The organism is Geobacillus sp. G4 (assembly GCF_040327975.1).
Lineage (GTDB): Bacteria > Bacillota > Bacilli > Bacillales > Anoxybacillaceae > Geobacillus > Geobacillus thermoleovorans.
Genome location: NZ_JBEPJY010000003.1, coordinates 56,703 through 73,311, shown reverse-complemented (window position 1 = coordinate 73,311; position 16,609 = coordinate 56,703). Strand labels below are relative to the sequence as shown.

The window sequence follows — 16,609 nt, the reverse complement described above, 5'->3', positions numbered from 1 at the left end:
TGACAAAAATCATTCCTCGCTTTGGACGATTTCATTATAATAACCATATCAATGATTCATTTAGGAGGGAAACCAATGGAACAAACGCTGAAAATCACAAGCGTATTGTCTGACCCGACAAGATTTCATATTTATGAATATATGGCAAAAGTGCATCGCGAAGTTTCTGTTCAAGAAATCGCAGAAAAATTTCATATCCATCCAAACGTTGCCCGCTTGCATTTAACGAAGCTTGAAGACGTTCGCATGGTCGTATCGGATACGCAAAAAACGGGAAAAGGCGGGCGGCCGAGCCGGCTGTACCGCCTGTCCGACGAAGTGATCGGGCTGTATTTTCCGTTCCGCGATTATCAACTCCTCGCCCGCATCGCCATTCAAACGATGGCCAAACTCGGTCCCATTGGAAGCGAGGCGTTGCGTGAAACAGGAAAGCGGTTCGGCCGTGAGCTCATCGCCAGCCGTTTGCCGCATAACGGCACAGCGAGCGCGCTCACCATGGCGGACAAAATCGCCATAATGGAAGAGGCGGCCGAAGCGGCTGGATTTTTGCCGCAATTGCACTATGATGAAGAAAAAGGAGTGCTATACCTCGATATTTTCAACTGCCCGTTCAAAGAAATCGCCGCGCAAGCACCTGATACCGTCTGCGGCATGCACCACGCTTTTTTGGAGGGAATGGTCGAGACGCTGTTTGCCGGTGCTGAAGTAACGGAAACGGAAAATATGATGGAAGGCAGCCGCCGCTGCGCCTACCGCATCGTCATCCGTCCGTGACAGCGTCCCTCCTTCTTTTTTCTTTGTCTGGAAGCAAACAACGGCCTGCATTGGCATCATTTCCTGCCACCTGCCCGAAAGCGTTATTTACATTCCCAACCATTGTACATTATAATAAGTAAGGACCAATGGTTTGCACAAGCAAAGGAGGGATACATAATGGATCGCATGTTCCGCGTGCTCGCCTTTTGGACCGGCATTTTTGCTGTCATGTTTTATCTTGGCCATATGCATACGACGTCGCTCATTTTCTTTGGCCAAACGGTGTTTTTCTTGTTCCTCGGCTTTTTAAAGCTGACCGAGAGAATGTACCTTTACATTTTCGGAGCATATTTGACGATTTTCTTCGCGGCGTTTACGTATTGGACGACGTTTATGATGGTGCCCGGCATGGGTGAATAAAAAACAGGCAGAACCTCCTGCCTGTTTTTTTGTCGCTTTGACCTGAACCCCTTTTCTCCATTGCAGATAGGCGAAGGAAGCCGTCAATCGGCTGGCAAAAACTCGGGCGCTGTCCAAAAGTCGCGCGCGGGGAGACTCATTCCTTTCTGCAAGATAAGCACGTCAAAAAAGCGGCTGACGCCATCGTCGGCGATCAGCGCGCGGATCATTCGATTTTGGCGGCTTGCCGGCGAAAAGAAATCGTCGCCTTCTGAAACGTTCCATTCATGCAAAAGGCCGGCCGCGAGCAAAAACCGATCTTGGCGAACGAATGACACTTCCTCCCACCCAGCCTGACGGGCGTACAAGCGAAGCGCATCCCATTGTACATGGCTCGTCAAGTCCATCTCCCCCGGATGGCGAAGCGGGTCGGCAACAAGCTGATGACGGAAATATCCGCGCAAGCTTCCATGTCGCCGCGCCGGGGCGCGCAGCTGTTCGTCCGTATAGCCATAGTCGACCGTCACCATCACCGCCTGATGAAACAGCGGCCCGACATCGAGCCAAAACGCCTTCATCGCGAGAGGCACCTCAAGCCTTTGCCCCTCAGCAAGATCCAATCCGCGCTCATTTAAATAGCGGACAATAGTGGGACGGCAAAGCGGCGCCTTTTCTTCAACGAGCCGGCCATCGCGGGCGGCGACAAAACATTCGTGCAAAACGCCGCCTTCCTTTACAATGACGTGAACGGGAAATGCATCAAAAAATTCGTTGCTGAACACGATGCCGGAAAACGGCCCACGCTCGGCCAGCCAGCGAGAGACATCGTCATATTGCTCCACCTTCTCAGCGACGGGTTGAAGCGTTTCGCACTGGCGCCGGCGGTGGAACGGGCTTTGGTCGATGATCGTATACGACAAGCGGTCGTATGTATGTGGGCTTTTTTTCTTCCATTCTTCTAATACGGAAAGCGCCAATCTTCCGTCTCCGCCCCCCCACTCGCAAACAGCCGGCGGCAGGCCGCTCTGTTCCACCATCCGAACCCAAAGCGAAGCAAGCGCTTTGCCAAACACCGGCGCGAATGAGCTGTTCGTAAAAAAATCGCCTTCCTTGCCGATTTTCGCCCGCTCTCGCATATAGTAGCCGAATCGTTCGTCGTAAAGAACCATCTGCATGTAATCGGCGTACGACACCCGCCCACCCGGCGCTGCGGCAATCTGTTCATACAATCGACCCATCACCATTTCTCTACCCCGTCTTCATCATCATTCCGAAAGAAGCTCCCGCCTCAAGCAAAGTGAAGTGGGAGTCGTTCACTTTTTTACTGTTGACATAGTGAAAATAATCATATATTGTTATAGTAGCAGCTTAACTATATCCCCTCCCATTATTGTGGATAGAACATCCCCCAAAAACCCTTCTTGGCCGCAGCTAAGAAGGGTTTTTTTGTGTTTTCCACCCAACAAACCGCTGCACCGCCCTGGCTATCCTCTTGTCTGCATAAATACAACTGGCAGGCTTCACCTCTCATTGACCCAAAATCGTGTCGTCTATGTTTTCCGACTGTTGGAGGCAAGCCACAGGCTTGCCTTCGTCACACTGCTGATTCAAGCGGCGCTTGGCCGAACCTCGCGGGTGCGCTTTTTTGTGAAAGCCAAACGAAGGCTTTTTACTTTCTTCTTACGAAAACCCATGCAAAAACGGATTTGTATCCATCTCCGCGGCGATCGTCGTCTCTGGCCCATGGCCTGAAAGAACGATCGTTTCCTCCGGCAGCGTAAGCAGTTCGTCATGAATGCTTTTCAACAGCTGCTGATGGTTGCCGCCTGGCAAATCCGTGCGTCCGATGCTGCCGGCAAACAGCGCATCGCCGGAAAACACAATATTGGCTTGTTTGCAATAATACGAGACGCTGCCCGGGGAATGACCCGGCGTTTCGCGGACATCCAACGCAAACGGACCAATGTTCAGCACCGTCGGCCCTTTCAGGCATGTCGGTTCGCAGCGGACAGCGACCGGACCGCCGAAATAAAGCGAGCCATTCAATGCCGGATCTTGCAGCCATTGTTTTTCCTTTTCGTGCACATACACTGGAATGTCCCAGCGGGCAAGCACGTCCGGGATGCCGCCAATATGGTCAAAATGCGCATGCGTCAGCAAAATCGCCAACGGGGTCAGCCCTTTTTCCTCGATCCGGCGGACGAGCGCCGCGCCTTCCGCGCCGGGGTCAACGATCAGGCATTGTCGATCTGCAGACGACAACAAGTAAGCGTTGGCCTGAATCGGGCCGACAGGGATGCGCGTCCATTCCATGGCCATCTCCTCCTTTCCTTGACATGTCCAATATTTAACTTTATTTTACTGCTTTTTTTCAAGCGATGGAAGAGAAAAGAGAAAGGGACCTCGACAAATGGAGGAAAAAAGATTACAATGAAAAAGAATGGACACGTTTGTACATACTGTTTCATGAGGGGGTAAAACGATGGGTACGGTCATTATTTTTGCACTTGTAACGCTGCTTGCCCTTTATGGAATGCTCCGTACATTGCGCGAGAAAAACGTGCTCGGATTTTTGTTTGGACTTGCCACTACCGCCGTATTCGGCTGGTTTACCATCATGACCATTTTACATCATGGCATTCCAACCGGCACGCACTGAAAACGCAAGAGGCCAATCATGCCTCTTGCGTTTTTTATGCCATTTTGAGCGCTGCTAAAAACAGGCCGAGGCTGTCGCGGTATATTTGCGCAAACTGCGAGAGCGGCAACGGGTTGACGCCCTCGCCGAGCTCCACGGTGTAGCCGCGCCGCTTCCACGTTTGAATGAACCAATCGCGGTAGCCGGCATGGCTGTCAATGTAGCGGACAGCCTGGTAGCCGCTTGCCTCAGCCATCGCCTGAACCGTCGCCTCCGCTTCCGGCGGCTCGAACCCTTCATATCCCCAATAAATTTCCTTCCCTTGCGTATGAAACGCGACGACCATTGCAAAATCGCTCGACTCGGCGAGCGCCGCCATCGCTTTCGCCTCCGGCTCGGTGAGGGGGGCAAAGCCAGGAAAGTCGCGCGGCGCCGGCGCTTTCGGAAGTTTGCGCGCCCGTTCGATTTCCCAGTGAGCTGGGAATTGATTGTTTAAATCAACGCCGCGGATGTTCGCTTTCCATTGAGAAAAATCGAGCGATCCGCCGTTGATGCAGACGACTTCGCTCCGATGCGGCTCTTCTTCCGGCGGGCCGTTCAGCACAAGGTTGACGCCGTCGGGATTGACCATCGGCACAACGGAAAGGGTCACTTTATGGTAATAATCAAGCACCCGATGGCCGGCCAGCGCGTCATCGTTAACCAGCGCCCTCGCGTACTCGTCGATGAGCGCCATGATCACTGCCGTCGTGATCCACTCATTTGCATGGAACGATCCATTCATATGCACGCGCACCGGTCCGCGGCCGATTTGCAGTTCAACGAGCGGCAAGCCGAGAACACTATGGCCGATCGTTCGTCGGCGCACAAACGGATAGTGGCAGACGAGGGTGGTGATATCCTCCATCAAAGCGGCAAAATCGTACGGACGGACGCTGCGGACGACGGGGGATGAAATCCGCTGCGGCAGCGGCGCTGTTCCGTTCACGACCGCCATCGCCCCCGGCAGCCGCCGCAGCACCTCCGTCGGCAGCGATAAGCGGTCAGCGAGCGCTTCCCACGTATCGATCGGCGCGTATCCCGGGATGGCAACGGTCTGCCCAGGGCGCAATCCCTCTTCTACATGAGGATTGGAATCGATGATCAACTCAGTCGGCACTGAAAACCATCGTCCATATGTTTCAAACGTATCGCCGGGCCATGCTTGAAGGTGCATGCGCCGTCTCCCCTTCCCATTTCTTTACCTTAACATATGTCGGCAGACGGCAAAAAATGAGCGCCTGGCAGGCGGCTGACACGCGTCAACGGAAAAGGCCAAATGTCTCTGTTCAATTTACAAGAAACATCTTCACCGTTGGAACGATGGGTAGAGCCTGCTAAAAACCCGGTGAATACAATAATGTTCGCAGGCATCTCCACCTTCAAATTCCATATATACAGCAATAAGAAAAGGCGCCCCAACCCTTTTGGGACACCTTCCGTTGTTTACGCGCCGACAAACTCTTTCGCCAGCCAGGCGGCGCCGATAACGCCGGCATCGTTGCCAAGCGTCGCTAAAACAAGCTTCGCCCCAGCGGCGACGCGCGGGAACGCGAAGCGGCGGAAATGGGCGGCCACGCGCTCGACAAGCATGTCACCCGCCTTGGACACGCCGCCGCCGATCACGATTTTCTCCGGGTTCGTCACATTGGCGGCATTCGCCAACGCCCAACCAAGATAGTACGTTGCTTCATCGACCACTTCCAATGCCAGCGCATCGCCCGCTTTGGCGGCGTCAAACACCGCTTTGGCCGTCACATCCCCGTTGCGAAGCTCACTCGGACGCTCATCTGCGGTCAATTTCTCCTTGGCGATCCGCACGATGCCGGTGGCGGACGCAATCGTTTCCAAACATCCGGTTTTGCCGCAGTTGCAACGGGCGCCGCCATCAGGGATCATCGTCATATGTCCGATCTCTCCGCCGGCGCCGTTTATGCCGCGCACAATGGCTCCGTTGGCAATCACACCGCCGCCAACGCCGGTGCCAAGCGTCACAAACAACAAATGGCGCGCTCCTCCCCCTGCTCCTTTCCACATTTCGCCAAGCGCGGCGAGATTGGCGTCATTATCGACCGAAACGGGCAGCCCCGTCGCCTCTTCCAGCCGTTGCTTCAATGGATAATTCGTCCACCCTATATTGACCGTCTCATACAACATGCCGGTTTCCTCTTCGACCGGTCCGGGGGCGCCGATGCCGGCGGCAAGCAGCCTCTCTTTCGCTCCGCCGAGCTGGGCGAGCGTCTTTTCAAGCGATCGGGCAATGTCAGCGACGATATGCTCACCGCGATTGGCGGTGTTCGTCGGAATTTCCCATTTGTGCACGATGTCACCCTCGGTGGTGACAAACGCCATTTTGATTGTCGTGCCCCCGAGGTCAATGCCTACCAACCATGGTTCCATTGCACCCTCATCCTTTTTTCATCCGTTTTTCCCGCTCCATTTGCGCTTCCTGCCGCAAAATAAACAAAGCGGCTTGCAGCTGTTTCGCATCGATCAGCTGGGACTGGTACAGCTCTTTCACTTCCTCTTCCATCAGCTCCAGATCAGCGAGCCGGTCGCCCACGTAAATGATCGTGCCAAACCGTTTCAACAGCTGCTGAACATCGTATACCGTCTTCATCATCATTCATGCTCCTTTTTTCCTCTTTTAATGTAGCGGCAAACGGCCGCGGCCGTCAAGACAAAAAACGCAGGCGCTAAAAATCAGCACCTGCGTCAGCGGTCAGGGTCGCGCGGGTGAAGAATCGCCGGTCGCCGGTTTTTGAGCGGCATCGGCGACCGGATGAGCACGTCGCGCATCGCTCGGTAGGAGAACGGGATGAACGGCCATAAGTACGGAACGCCAAATGACGTCATCCGCGCCAAGGCAAGAATCCAAACGGTGATGCCGATGACATAACCGTACAGGCCGAACAGGCCCGACAAAATGAGCAAGGCAATGCGGACGAGCCGGTTCGCCAAACTCATTTCATAGCTGGGCGTCGCAAACGTACCGATGGCCGTAACGGAAAAATACAAAATCACTTCATTGGAAAAGAGTCCAACTTCCACCGCGATGCCGCCGATCATAAGCGCGGCGACGAGGCCGAGCGCGGTCGCCAGCGAAGACGGTGTATGAATGGCGGCCATTCGCAGCATATCCATTCCGAGTTCAATCATCAAAATTTGCGCAAACAGCGGAATATCGCCCAATTTGGCCTTTCCTAAAAACGAGAGCGGTCCGGGCAACAGCTCCGGCTCAGTCATCAACAAATACCAAAGCGGCAGCAAAAACACTGACGCCCAGACGGCCAAAAAGCGGACGAGCCGCAAATACGCTCCAACGATCGGCTTGTTTCGGTACTCTTCGGCGTGTTGCAAATGATGCCAAAACGTTGCTGGGGTAATCATGACACTTGGCGATCCATCGACGATCACAAGCACATGGCCTTCATACAAATGGGCCGCTGCCGTATCGGGGCGTTCCGTATAGCGGATAACTGGGTACGGATTCCAATGCCGGCCGGAAATAAACTCTTCCACCGTTTTCTCAGCCATAACCAGCCCGTCTGTGTCAATGGCGGTAATCGATTCCCGAACGCGGCGAACGAGTTCTGGGTCGGCGATTTCCTCGATATAGCAAATGCAAATATCGGTCTTCGAGCGCCGCGCCACCTGCACGTACTCCATGCGCAAAGAAGGGTCGCGGACGCGGCGGCGAATGAGCGCGGTGTTAAAGACGATCGTCTCGACAAAACCGTCGCGCGCCCCGCGTACGACCCGTTCCGTGTCCGGCTCTTGCGGCCCGCGCACCGGATACGTGCGGGCGTCAATCAAAATAACCCGATCCACTCCATCAACAACAAGCGCGGTCGGCCCGGCAAGCACCATCGCGGCCGCTTCTTCCAAGTCGTCTGTCTGCCCGATCTCGACGTACGGAAGATATTTTTTCAGGAGCTTCTCAAGCGGGTGAACGTCCAGTTCGTGTTCCTCAATCCGGGACAAATATCTCATCAAATAATGCAAAATATCGTCTTTGACAAATCCGTCAATCATAAACAACGCCATAGCCCGGCCGCCATATTCGACGTCAAGGCGAATGACATCGAAGCTCTTCCCGACTCCAAGCCGTTCGGCTAAATAGGATGCATTGTCATGAAGGCGACGGGACGCCAGGCGTTTGGGCATCTGTTTCTCCATCGTCATCCCCCTGCATCGTTTGCACTGTATACTCCCCATCATAGACAAGCATGATGAAATTCATACATAAATGTTCCTTGCGATGCATATATTGGTGAAAACCTTGTCCAATCCGGGAGGATGTCATGAAACGATGGATGATCCCCTTCATGGCGCTTGCTTTTTTCCTTGCCGCCGCGCTCGCCTCGCTGTGGGAGCATGATCAGACCGCTGAAACGATCAAGTTTTTCCCGCTTGATCGCGAAGCGGCGTTCATCGAAGCGAAAACATCGCTGGCGCTTGAGGGCGGCAATGAACCCGGACGCTACACGCTTCGCTGGTCAGCCGCCTCCATTTTAAACCGCCGCGCCTATTTGCGTCAGGACGTCTCGTTGTTGTTTGCCGATGGCCGCTTGGCCGATGTGCTGTCGAAATGGAAAACGAACACGGATGCGATCGACATAGAAAAGACGGTCCGGATGCGGGACAGCCGCTTTTTTCAAGCCGTCTCGTTCCATCACGGCGAGCTGCATACAGGAGAGAACATCACAAGCAGCCAAACGATGTCAAGCAGCTATTTGTATGTCATTGACTCGCCATATCATCCGCTCACATCGTTCCGGCGGCCAAGAACAGATGACGAGCGCGAATGGCAACGCGTCTTGAACAAAGCCACGAATGAATTTCTTCGTCATAAAGCGGACGAGCTGCTCACCCACTTTTCTTTGTCAAAGAAAGATTATTACGCCCTTTATTTGCCGGAGCTCGTCGCCTACACGGAACAACCGTTGCCGGGGTTGTCAACAGCAAAAACGCAAACCGTCATCGGCCGTCTCTGGGAAGGATTGTACAAGTCGTACATTCTCGGCATCAAAAAAGAGGATGGAGCCATCCTCTCGCCAATCGGCAGCACGATGCCGCTCATTCTCATTCGCAAAGATTACAGTAGGCTCTTCGTTCTCATTGAAGCGAAAACCGGGGAAAAAGTGATGCTCGTGCAACTTCTTTAACACATTTCGAAAAGAGGCCTCCCACTTCAAACAAAGCGAAGTGGGGGCGTTTACCGAAATCCGATCCATAAGCCAGCGGCGACAAGCAACGCCGCCACCGCCAACGCTCCCGCCTGCCGCCCTAAAGCGGTGTGTTTTGGCAAATGAACGACGCCAGCCGCCAAAAAACCGCCAACCAGTCCGCCGATATGGCCGGCGTTGTCGATGCCGGGAACAAGCAGGCCAAACAACAGGTTGACGATGATTAAACTGATGACGTTCATCCCCATCGTTCGAAAAAATAAATGCCGGTAGACAGTGCCGAAGTAAAGAAGAGCCCCGAACAGCCCGAAAATGGCTCCCGACGCCCCGGCCGATAATGACGGTGTAAACAAAAAACTCGCCAGCGCTCCGAAAAATCCAGCCGTTACGTAAATGAACAAAAAGCGAAGCGAGCCGTACAGCCGCTCAACCGTGATCCCTAAATAATACAAGGCGAGCGTGTTGGTCAGCAGATGCAAAAAACCAATATGCAAAAACATTGGCGTCAACAGCCGCCACCATTCTCCCGCCTCAATGAGCGGATTGAATTTGGCGCCGTAGTGGATCAACACATCCGGATTCGTGCTCCCGCCGCTCCATTCGAGAACCAAAAACATCGCAACCTGCACGACGATGAACAGCCGGGTGAACATCGGCTTGCCATACTCAAAAATGCGCCGTTCCTCCTCACGGCGGCGCCGCCATTCGCGGACCACCTCGCGCTTTAAGCGCTCGGCGGCAGCAAACGGATCGGACGTTTCCACAGGCGGCTCAAAACGGAGCGCAACACCCGTCATCTCCGCAAGCCGCGGCAGCACGTCCCCCATATTGCCGCTGTGAAGGAGGAGCGTATGAAGCACGCCATCGGACACTCCAGAGAGCGGCAACGGCTCGGCGACAAGAAATTCCCAATCGTCAACCGGCGGATACACCATCACATAAACATTGATGACCCGGCCCGCTTTGCTGAAATTCCATCCCCTCATTTGCTGAACGAATTGCCATGTATATTCCATATCAAGGCGCAACGATCGGCTCCAATCAAAATCAGCGCGCACGAGGCGGATGAGTGTTGGGCGACGCCAATGGTTTGATTCCAGCCATACTTCATCGGCCTGCTCAGACATCCGTACGATGCGGTAGCCGCCGCGAGACAAACGCTGAACAAGCTGCCAAAACAGTACATCCATCGTTCCCATCACGTTCTCCTCTCCCTTTCCCTGGCGAGGCCAAGTCCGACAAACAGCAACAAAGCCAACTCATCGACCGTCCGGCAAACCGGAGCGAATGGGCCGGCGGGCGCCGGCCGCGGCGGCCGGTTTTTTCATAACCGACTTCTTCAAAAATGATTCACCGCAGCCGCATCATGGACGCAACATTTGCGAAACAAGAGCGTTGCGCACGGGGGGAATGTGAAGCGCAAAGCGGACAAGTTGCTTTCGCAATGACGGAACGCGCAATGCGAAGGCGGCCATTCGGTAGCGATAGCGGTAAGCAAGACATCCAGCGGCAACGACAAGCAGCGGGTACGACCATTTATTCATCGTTGTTCCTCCTTCATCATATGACATGCTCGTTATTCTTTTTCCCTTTTTCTCTCCAAATATGAAGCGGGGCGCGTCTAACGCGCCAGCACGAAGGCGGCCAGCACCGCAAAGATGACCGAAAGAACGTTCACCGCATCATTGTCAAGCCACCGCCAGCCTTTCATATGAATGGTCGCCTGCCCGCAATGCCATTTCCGCTCAGTCGTCGCCCCGCATGCCGGACAGCGGTAAGCCGCTTGCCAAGCCGCGCCAAGCCACGTATCGAACCAGCTGCCGAGCCAACCGAAAAAGGCAAGAGTAAAAAGGGGCCGGACGTCGAGAAAAAACACGCCAACAGCCGCAATAAACAGTGCGCCGGCAAACGAAGCAGCCGTGCCAAGGAGCGTCACAGCCCCTGAGGTGCCGGCTTCCACCGGCCGAAAGCTCGGCCAAACCCGAGGCGGCCACGGGCTTAAAGAACCGATTTCAGATGCCCACGTATCAGCGTTCGCTGCAGCGACGGCGACAACAAACAGATCATCCCAAATCGGGTCGGGACGGACAGCGGCCAATAGCGCCAACACAGCCGGCACCCCGCCATTGGCCAGCACTTGGATGGCATCGCGCCGCCCGCCTTTCGCCAATTTTTCAGACAGTTTTGCCTTGCGTTGCCTTCCGATGTGGCTAAAGAAGCTGGAGCTGACAAAAAAGCAGCCTAACACCCATATTCCGCCCCATGAAAAGCCGCATCCAACCGCTGCGCCGATGACAACGGTTGCCGCCGCTCCTGATATGGACAACAAGCGCAACAACCACCCGCCGCCGGCGGCGAGGGCAGAGACCGCGATATACCACCATTCATCGCTCACAGTGAAGAACTCCTTGATCAGTAATAATGAATTTCACCGGCACATCATGCTCCTCGGCCGGAATGTCGTCCATCACTTGAAAGGAGTAAGCCAGCGCTGCCGTCACCGCCGAAGCTCCCGGCAAATATCGGTCGTAATACCCGCCGCCATAGCCGATCCGGTAGCCGGTTTTGGCAAAACAGACCCCCGGGACAATGATGAGATCAAACTCATCGCGGTCGATCGGCGTTGTTTGTTTTTCAATCGGCTCAAACAATCCGGCGTACGCTTTTTCGAGCTGGGCAAACGACTCAAGCCGCCGAAAGGACATCGTTTTCGCCCTTGGATCGCATTTCGGGACGCCGATCGTTTTTCCTTCCCGCCACGCCTGTTCAATGATCGGCAAGGTGTTGACTTCCGTCTCTCTCGACACCGTCATGGCGATCGTCCGCGCCGTTTGCCATAATGGCCACCGATATAAATGAGCGGCGATTTGCCGATCGTACATCTCTTTTTCTGCCGCTTTAAGCTGCCGAAGCTGATTCAACATGCGCTGGCGCCATTCCTGTTTGCCGTCCATCATCTTCCCCTTCCTCCCATAAAGATAAAAAGCAGCAGGAATCATCTTCCCACTGCTTACTTCGTTTCGCGGTGCAACGTGACTTTGCGATCGCGCGGGCAATATTTTTTCAATTCCAAACGCTCTGGGTTGTTGCGTTTATTTTTCGATGTAATATAGTTGCGTTCGCCGCATTCTGTGCATGCCAATGTAATGTTCACGCGCATCTTTTTTCCCTCCAAACGAGCTTTATACTTTATATATAATCAGACCTTTCTATGATACCATTTTTCTTCGGCGATTTCCACCTCTAAATTTCATCTTTGTTCAATAAGAGCGCCACAAGCAGAGAATGGTATGGTATAGTGAAAAGGGGAGGGATGCATGTGGTGGAATACGCAATCATCGCTTTGGCAGCTCTAGCCATTATTCTCCTTGTTCTTTCCTTTTTTGCGAAAGATGAACTGAAACCGCTCGAAGAACAAATCGATCATTTGACCGTTTCCCTGGCGCAAGAAACGTACCAGATCAAAAAGCGGCTGCAAGTCATCGAGGAGGAGCTCCTCATTCCGGAGCGGCAACGGTCCGCTTCGCCGCGGCTTGGCGGATCATTGTCGCCGGCCGATCGGCGCATCTTGTTTTTGCATAAACAAGGATTCCCGCTCGAAGACATCGCCCGTGAGACGGGGCTGACCGTTGCGGAAGTCGAGCGGGCGGTAAGGAGGTTGCGCCGATGAACAAGCGATCCATGCGTTCGTTTTCCCTCGGGTTGCTTGTATCGACAGCACTGATCGGCGCCTCGTATTACGCTTCACCCCCGGCTGCACCGACGGAAGCGGAAATCAAGACGTTCCTCAAACAGCATGGGCTTGTCGCCGTGGCGAAAGAGGAATACGACAGGCTCCGCAGCGCTCAGCCGAACGCCGCTCCGAAAGCGGCGTCCAAGCAGATGTCCGAACCATCAGGGCAAACCGTTTACGTCTATCGACTCGTTATTCAAAAAGGAGATACGCCAGAGACCTTTGCCCGCGAACTTGAAGAGGCTGGCATCATTCAAAGCGCCCGCGCCTTCAACGACTACTTGGAACAACATGGGCTGACGCGCTCCATCCGCCCCGGCGTCTACAACGTGCGGAGCGATATGGACTACGCAGCGATCGGCCGTTTGATTGCCGAACCATAACGAAAGAAGGTGTCCCTCCCAAAGGACCGGGACACCTTTTCTTAAGGCTGTGTCTGCGCATCAAACAGCGTTTTTTTGAAAGAAACACATCTTTTTTGAAACGAACTTTTTGTCCGTCATGGCCGACGCAGCCCGGCCGCTTTTATCATCCGAACCGCCCGGCGATATAATCCGCCGTCCGCTGATCAGCTGGACGAGAAAACAACGTTTTTGTCTCTCCGTACTCAATCACTTCTCCGTTTAAGAAAAACGCTGTCCGATCGGAAATGCGAGCCGCCTGCTGCATATTATGCGTGACAATGATGATGCTGTATTTTGTTTTCAGCTCGCCCATCAACTCCTCGACCTTCGCTGTCGAAATGGGATCGAGCGCTGATGTCGGTTCATCCATTAAAATGACATCCGGCTCGACGGCCAAACAGCGGGCGATGCACAGCCGCTGCTGTTGGCCGCCCGATAAACCGAGGGCATTTTCATGAAGCCGATCTTTGACTTCCTCCCAGAGCGCCGCTTGGCGCAAGCTTTTTTCGACGATCTCATCGAGCCGCCGCCGGTCGCGGATCCCATGAATGCGCGGCCCATAGGCGACGTTGTCATAAATCGACTTTGGAAACGGGTTGGGCTTTTGAAACACCATGCCCACTTGCGTCCGCAGCTGTTCAACAGGGTATGACGTGTCAAAAATGCGGCGGCCGCGATACAAAATCTCCCCTTCGAGCCGGACGTTTGGAATGAGCTCGATCATTCGATTGAGCGTTTTGATATAGGTTGACTTGCCGCATCCTGACGGGCCGATAATCGCTGTAATCTCGCGTTCATAAAAAGACAGGTGAATATGTTTTAACGCATGATGCTCGCCATACCATACGTTCAGTCCATTCGTTTCGTAAACAACCTCTTTTTTCACCAACTGGGCCGAAGGAATGTCCTCTTTTCGGCGCTCCACCACCGCCATCGTACTCATCGGCGTGACTCCTTTCATTTCCTTCCGCCCTCACTGGCAGCGGAAGATCGAGTTTTTCCTATCATAAGCATACAAAACGATCGTTAACGCTGTGTGGACGGTATGTAAAGTTTTTGTAAACGAACATCATTTTTTGGCTCTTCACCACAACATGTACTTGACAAGCAATACGGTTTCCTGCACAAAGATATGCAAAAAGTGCTGATTTTCCCTCACAAGCGTAAATAGGGTATGTTCAGAAAAAATCAAGTACAACTTTTAGTGAAGAGCCATTTTTTTGCAAGCGCAAAAAAAGAGGCGCCTGGCTAGGCGCCTTTCATGTCAGCGCGCATCGGCGGCCTCCGCACCGCCTTGCGCATCGAAGCTGCTCCCGCCTCCGGCCGCCCGCTTCGCTTTCAATTCAAAATAGGCGTCCAAAATGCGGCGGCCGATCCGGTCATTAATCCCGTCGCTCTCCCCTTGCGTCGCCCACGGGACGACAACGGCGAACGACACTTCTGGATCGTTGTACGGCGCATAGCCAACAAGCGTCAAGTTGTACGTTGGATCATTCCGTCGGCTTTGGATCGGTCCATCGTAAAACGCCTCTGCCGTCCCCGTTTTGCCGGCCGGCTTGTACGAAGCACTCGCAAAGTACGAATACGCCGTTCCGCCCGGCTCTTGCATCACACGGCGGAATCCTTCTTGCACCCGCTTGATGTATTCCGTCTTCATATCAATCCGGTTTAGCACAACCGGTTCGAACCGTTTCATGATCCGGCCAAGTTTTTTTCCGTCAGCCGACGGCTCACGAATTTCTTTGACAAGCTGCGGCTTCATCCGATAGCCGCCGTTGGCGATCGTCGAGACGTATTGCGCCAGCTGCATCGGCGTATACATATCGTACTGGCCGATGGCTAAGTCGAGCAAAAATCCGCCGCGCGTGCTTTGTCCTTGGAAGCCGCTAAGTTCGTTCGGCAAATCGATGCCCGTTTTCACGCCAAGGCCAAATTGGCTGAAATAGTGGCGAATCGTCGCAAATGCCTCTGGATTGATGCGAAGCGGCGCATGCGGACGGTACACACCGCCCCCGATGGCGATCGCTGTTTTGAACATATAGACGTTCGACGACTGCTTGAGCGCTGTCAGTTCGTTGATCGTCCCCATCGTCTTCCATGATTTTTTCACCGGGGTTCCTTTAATATACAGCGGCTCGTCCTTTATATACGTATTCGGATGAAGCACCCCGGTTTGAAAGCCGGTGAGAACGGTCGCCCCTTTCACCGCCGATCCCATCGCATAGGCGGACGTGATGTTGCCGATGGCAAAGTCGACAAATTTGCCGTCTTGAAGAAGCTTGCCGGCCATCGCCAACACTTCGCCCGTCTTCGGGTTCATCATGACGACAAACGCCCGGTCCAAGAGCGGCGATCGGCCTTTGCGCTTCGTCGCCAGAATCTCTTGTTGAATGATTTGCTCAACCTTTTGCTGGAGCTCGGCATCAATGGTTAACACGAGGTCTTTGCCGCGCTCGCCTGGATACACTTGCTCAACCGAGATGACATTGCCCGATTTGTCAACAACGTTTTTCACTTTTGCCTTTTTGCCGTGCAGCACTTCTTCATACTGCATCTCCAAATAGCTTTTGCCGACGCGGTCATTGCGGCTGTAGTCGCGGGCTAAAAAGTAATCGAGCCGTTCGCGCGGGACGCCTTCGTCTTCTTCAGTCACACTGCCGAGCACAGAGCGGAATGTGTTGTCATAGACGTATTTCCGGTCCCAATCCACCGTCGTATTGACGCCGGGCAGCTCGCTCAAATGCTCGCTGACGACCGCATATTCGCGGTCGGTCACTCCTTTGCTTTTGACCGTCTGTGGCGTCAAGGCGTAGCCGCTCTCCATCTCATGTTTAATGGCGATCACTTCAAGCTCTGCTTTCGAAATTTGCGCCAAATCTTGCTTGGTGATGCGATCGAGCGTCCACTCGTACACTTTTTTGTCGATCTCTTTTTGCGTCAATCCTTGATCAGCGAGCTTTTTCCGTTCTTGTTCGCTCACCTTCCGTTTCGCTTCTTTCGGATGCGTTAAAATCCAATAATCTTTCATATCGCGCTCAGTTACTTTTTTCTCAGCATCGGGAATGTCGATGTATTGGGCAAGTTTCCTTGCTATGTCCAATATTTCTTCCGGCTGTGTCGTTTTGGAGCGCGTGTACGTAATCGCCTTTTGCGGTGTGTTGTCGACGATCACGCGGCCGAACCGATCGTAAATTTTGCCGCGCGGCACCGGCGTGCTGACGATTTCATCCTGCGTTCGCTCTACTTCGCGCCGATAGTCTTCACCGTAGACGATCTGCACGACGCCAAGGCGTAAAATCAGTGCTGAAAACAACAAAAAAACAAAGAAAAACAAAATGTTTAACCGAATCGGCACTTGTGCTCGCTTTTTCCGTTTCATCCCCCGGTCCTCCTTCTCCTCCCCCTATTGTAAAAGAAAAAGTCGGTCATGGCTAGGGAAAAACTTGGCCCC

At 53.7% G+C, this 16,609-nt stretch carries 19 protein-coding genes; 6 read left to right on the top strand and 13 right to left on the bottom strand.

What is annotated here, in order from left to right; all coding sequences use genetic code 11:
- The first annotated feature begins 75 nt into the window (after positions 1-75).
- The gene (locus ABS784_RS04545; protein ID WP_352511601.1) at positions 76-774 is read left to right on the top strand and encodes a helix-turn-helix transcriptional regulator; all 699 of its coding nucleotides are present in this window, start codon (positions 76-78) and stop codon (positions 772-774) included.
- Positions 775-933: 159 nt separating this feature from the next.
- A complete protein-coding gene (locus ABS784_RS04540; protein ID WP_044730837.1) occupies positions 934-1,176 on the top strand; it encodes a DUF2626 family protein in 243 nt (80 codons plus the stop codon).
- An 83-nt stretch (positions 1,177-1,259) separates the two neighbouring features.
- On the opposite strand, the gene ABS784_RS04535 is transcribed toward ABS784_RS04540, so the two are convergent.
- Positions 1,260-2,393: a class I SAM-dependent methyltransferase gene (locus ABS784_RS04535; RefSeq protein WP_352511599.1), complete on the bottom strand. Its 1,134-nt coding sequence runs from the start codon at positions 2,391-2,393 to the stop codon at positions 1,260-1,262.
- A gap of 442 nt (positions 2,394-2,835) precedes the next feature.
- Positions 2,836-3,468 carry an MBL fold metallo-hydrolase gene (locus tag ABS784_RS04530; RefSeq protein WP_014196343.1) on the bottom strand — a complete coding sequence of 211 codons (633 nt, stop codon included), beginning with the start codon at positions 3,466-3,468 and terminating at the stop codon, positions 2,836-2,838.
- Between the two features lie 169 nt (positions 3,469-3,637).
- Between ABS784_RS04530 and ABS784_RS04525 the strand changes: the two genes are divergently transcribed.
- Positions 3,638-3,814, top strand: a complete 177-nt coding sequence (locus tag ABS784_RS04525) for a DUF2759 domain-containing protein (RefSeq protein WP_011231921.1) — start codon at positions 3,638-3,640, stop codon at positions 3,812-3,814.
- 34 nt (positions 3,815-3,848) lie between these two features.
- Here ABS784_RS04525 and ABS784_RS04520 read toward each other — a convergent pair whose 3' ends face one another.
- The 4 genes from ABS784_RS04520 to ABS784_RS04505 all read right to left on the bottom strand — a co-directional run bounded on the left by ABS784_RS04520 (position 3,849) and on the right by ABS784_RS04505 (position 8,011).
- Positions 3,849-5,009 carry a M14 family metallopeptidase gene (locus ABS784_RS04520; RefSeq protein ID WP_352511597.1) on the bottom strand — a complete coding sequence of 387 codons (1,161 nt, stop codon included), beginning with the start codon at positions 5,007-5,009 and terminating at the stop codon, positions 3,849-3,851.
- Positions 5,010-5,278: 269 nt separating this feature from the next.
- Positions 5,279-6,232: an ROK family glucokinase gene (locus tag ABS784_RS04515; protein ID WP_352511596.1), complete on the bottom strand. Its 954-nt coding sequence runs from the start codon at positions 6,230-6,232 to the stop codon at positions 5,279-5,281.
- Between the two features lie 7 nt (positions 6,233-6,239).
- On the bottom strand, positions 6,240-6,452 hold the full coding sequence (locus ABS784_RS04510) for a YqgQ family protein (RefSeq protein WP_011231924.1): 213 nt from the start codon (positions 6,450-6,452) through the stop codon (positions 6,240-6,242).
- Between the two features lie 95 nt (positions 6,453-6,547).
- Positions 6,548-8,011: a spore germination protein gene (locus tag ABS784_RS04505; RefSeq protein ID WP_352511595.1), complete on the bottom strand. Its 1,464-nt coding sequence runs from the start codon at positions 8,009-8,011 to the stop codon at positions 6,548-6,550.
- Positions 8,012-8,136: 125 nt separating this feature from the next.
- Here ABS784_RS04505 and ABS784_RS04500 point away from each other — a divergent pair, with 125 nt between their 5' ends.
- On the top strand, positions 8,137-9,000 hold the full coding sequence (locus ABS784_RS04500; protein ID WP_352511593.1) for a hypothetical protein: 864 nt from the start codon (positions 8,137-8,139) through the stop codon (positions 8,998-9,000).
- A 50-nt stretch (positions 9,001-9,050) separates the two neighbouring features.
- Here the strand turns inward: ABS784_RS04500 and ABS784_RS04495 are convergent, their stop codons facing one another.
- From ABS784_RS04495 to rpmG, 5 genes are all read right to left on the bottom strand, one after another.
- Entirely contained in the window at positions 9,051-10,220 is a 1,170-nt protein-coding gene (locus ABS784_RS04495; RefSeq protein ID WP_014196348.1) for a rhomboid family intramembrane serine protease, read from the bottom strand.
- A gap of 165 nt (positions 10,221-10,385) precedes the next feature.
- Complete coding sequence (locus ABS784_RS04490) at positions 10,386-10,565, bottom strand: hypothetical protein (RefSeq protein ID WP_011231928.1); 180 nt, start codon at positions 10,563-10,565, stop codon at positions 10,386-10,388.
- Positions 10,566-10,642: 77 nt separating this feature from the next.
- A complete protein-coding gene (locus ABS784_RS04485; protein WP_352511591.1) occupies positions 10,643-11,416 on the bottom strand; it encodes a DUF92 domain-containing protein in 774 nt (257 codons plus the stop codon).
- Positions 11,406-11,978 carry a 5-formyltetrahydrofolate cyclo-ligase gene (locus tag ABS784_RS04480; protein ID WP_033007314.1) on the bottom strand — a complete coding sequence of 191 codons (573 nt, stop codon included), beginning with the start codon at positions 11,976-11,978 and terminating at the stop codon, positions 11,406-11,408. Before ABS784_RS04480 ends, ABS784_RS04485 begins: the two co-directional genes overlap by 11 nt.
- Before the next feature lie 53 nt (positions 11,979-12,031).
- Positions 12,032-12,181, bottom strand: a complete 150-nt coding sequence (gene rpmG, locus ABS784_RS04475) for a 50S ribosomal protein L33 (protein ID WP_011231931.1) — start codon at positions 12,179-12,181, stop codon at positions 12,032-12,034.
- Between the two features lie 159 nt (positions 12,182-12,340).
- On the opposite strand from rpmG, the gene ABS784_RS04470 reads away from it, so the two are divergent.
- Together ABS784_RS04470 and ABS784_RS04465 are read left to right on the top strand one after the other, a co-directional pair.
- Positions 12,341-12,691, top strand: a complete 351-nt coding sequence (locus tag ABS784_RS04470; RefSeq protein ID WP_012820534.1) for a sigma factor-like helix-turn-helix DNA-binding protein — start codon at positions 12,341-12,343, stop codon at positions 12,689-12,691.
- Positions 12,688-13,137, top strand: coding sequence for an endolytic transglycosylase MltG (locus ABS784_RS04465; protein WP_011231933.1), 450 nt, complete (start codon positions 12,688-12,690; stop codon positions 13,135-13,137). Before ABS784_RS04470 ends, ABS784_RS04465 begins: the two co-directional genes overlap by 4 nt.
- Before the next feature lie 145 nt (positions 13,138-13,282).
- Here the strand turns inward: ABS784_RS04465 and pstB are convergent, their stop codons facing one another.
- Together pstB and ABS784_RS04455 are read right to left on the bottom strand one after the other, a co-directional pair.
- Entirely contained in the window at positions 13,283-14,092 is an 810-nt protein-coding gene (gene pstB, locus ABS784_RS04460) for a phosphate ABC transporter ATP-binding protein PstB (RefSeq protein WP_119878022.1), read from the bottom strand.
- A gap of 330 nt (positions 14,093-14,422) precedes the next feature.
- Positions 14,423-16,537 carry a peptidoglycan D,D-transpeptidase FtsI family protein gene (locus ABS784_RS04455; RefSeq protein WP_042381064.1) on the bottom strand — a complete coding sequence of 705 codons (2,115 nt, stop codon included), beginning with the start codon at positions 16,535-16,537 and terminating at the stop codon, positions 14,423-14,425.
- Between the last annotated feature and the right edge of the window lie 72 nt (positions 16,538-16,609).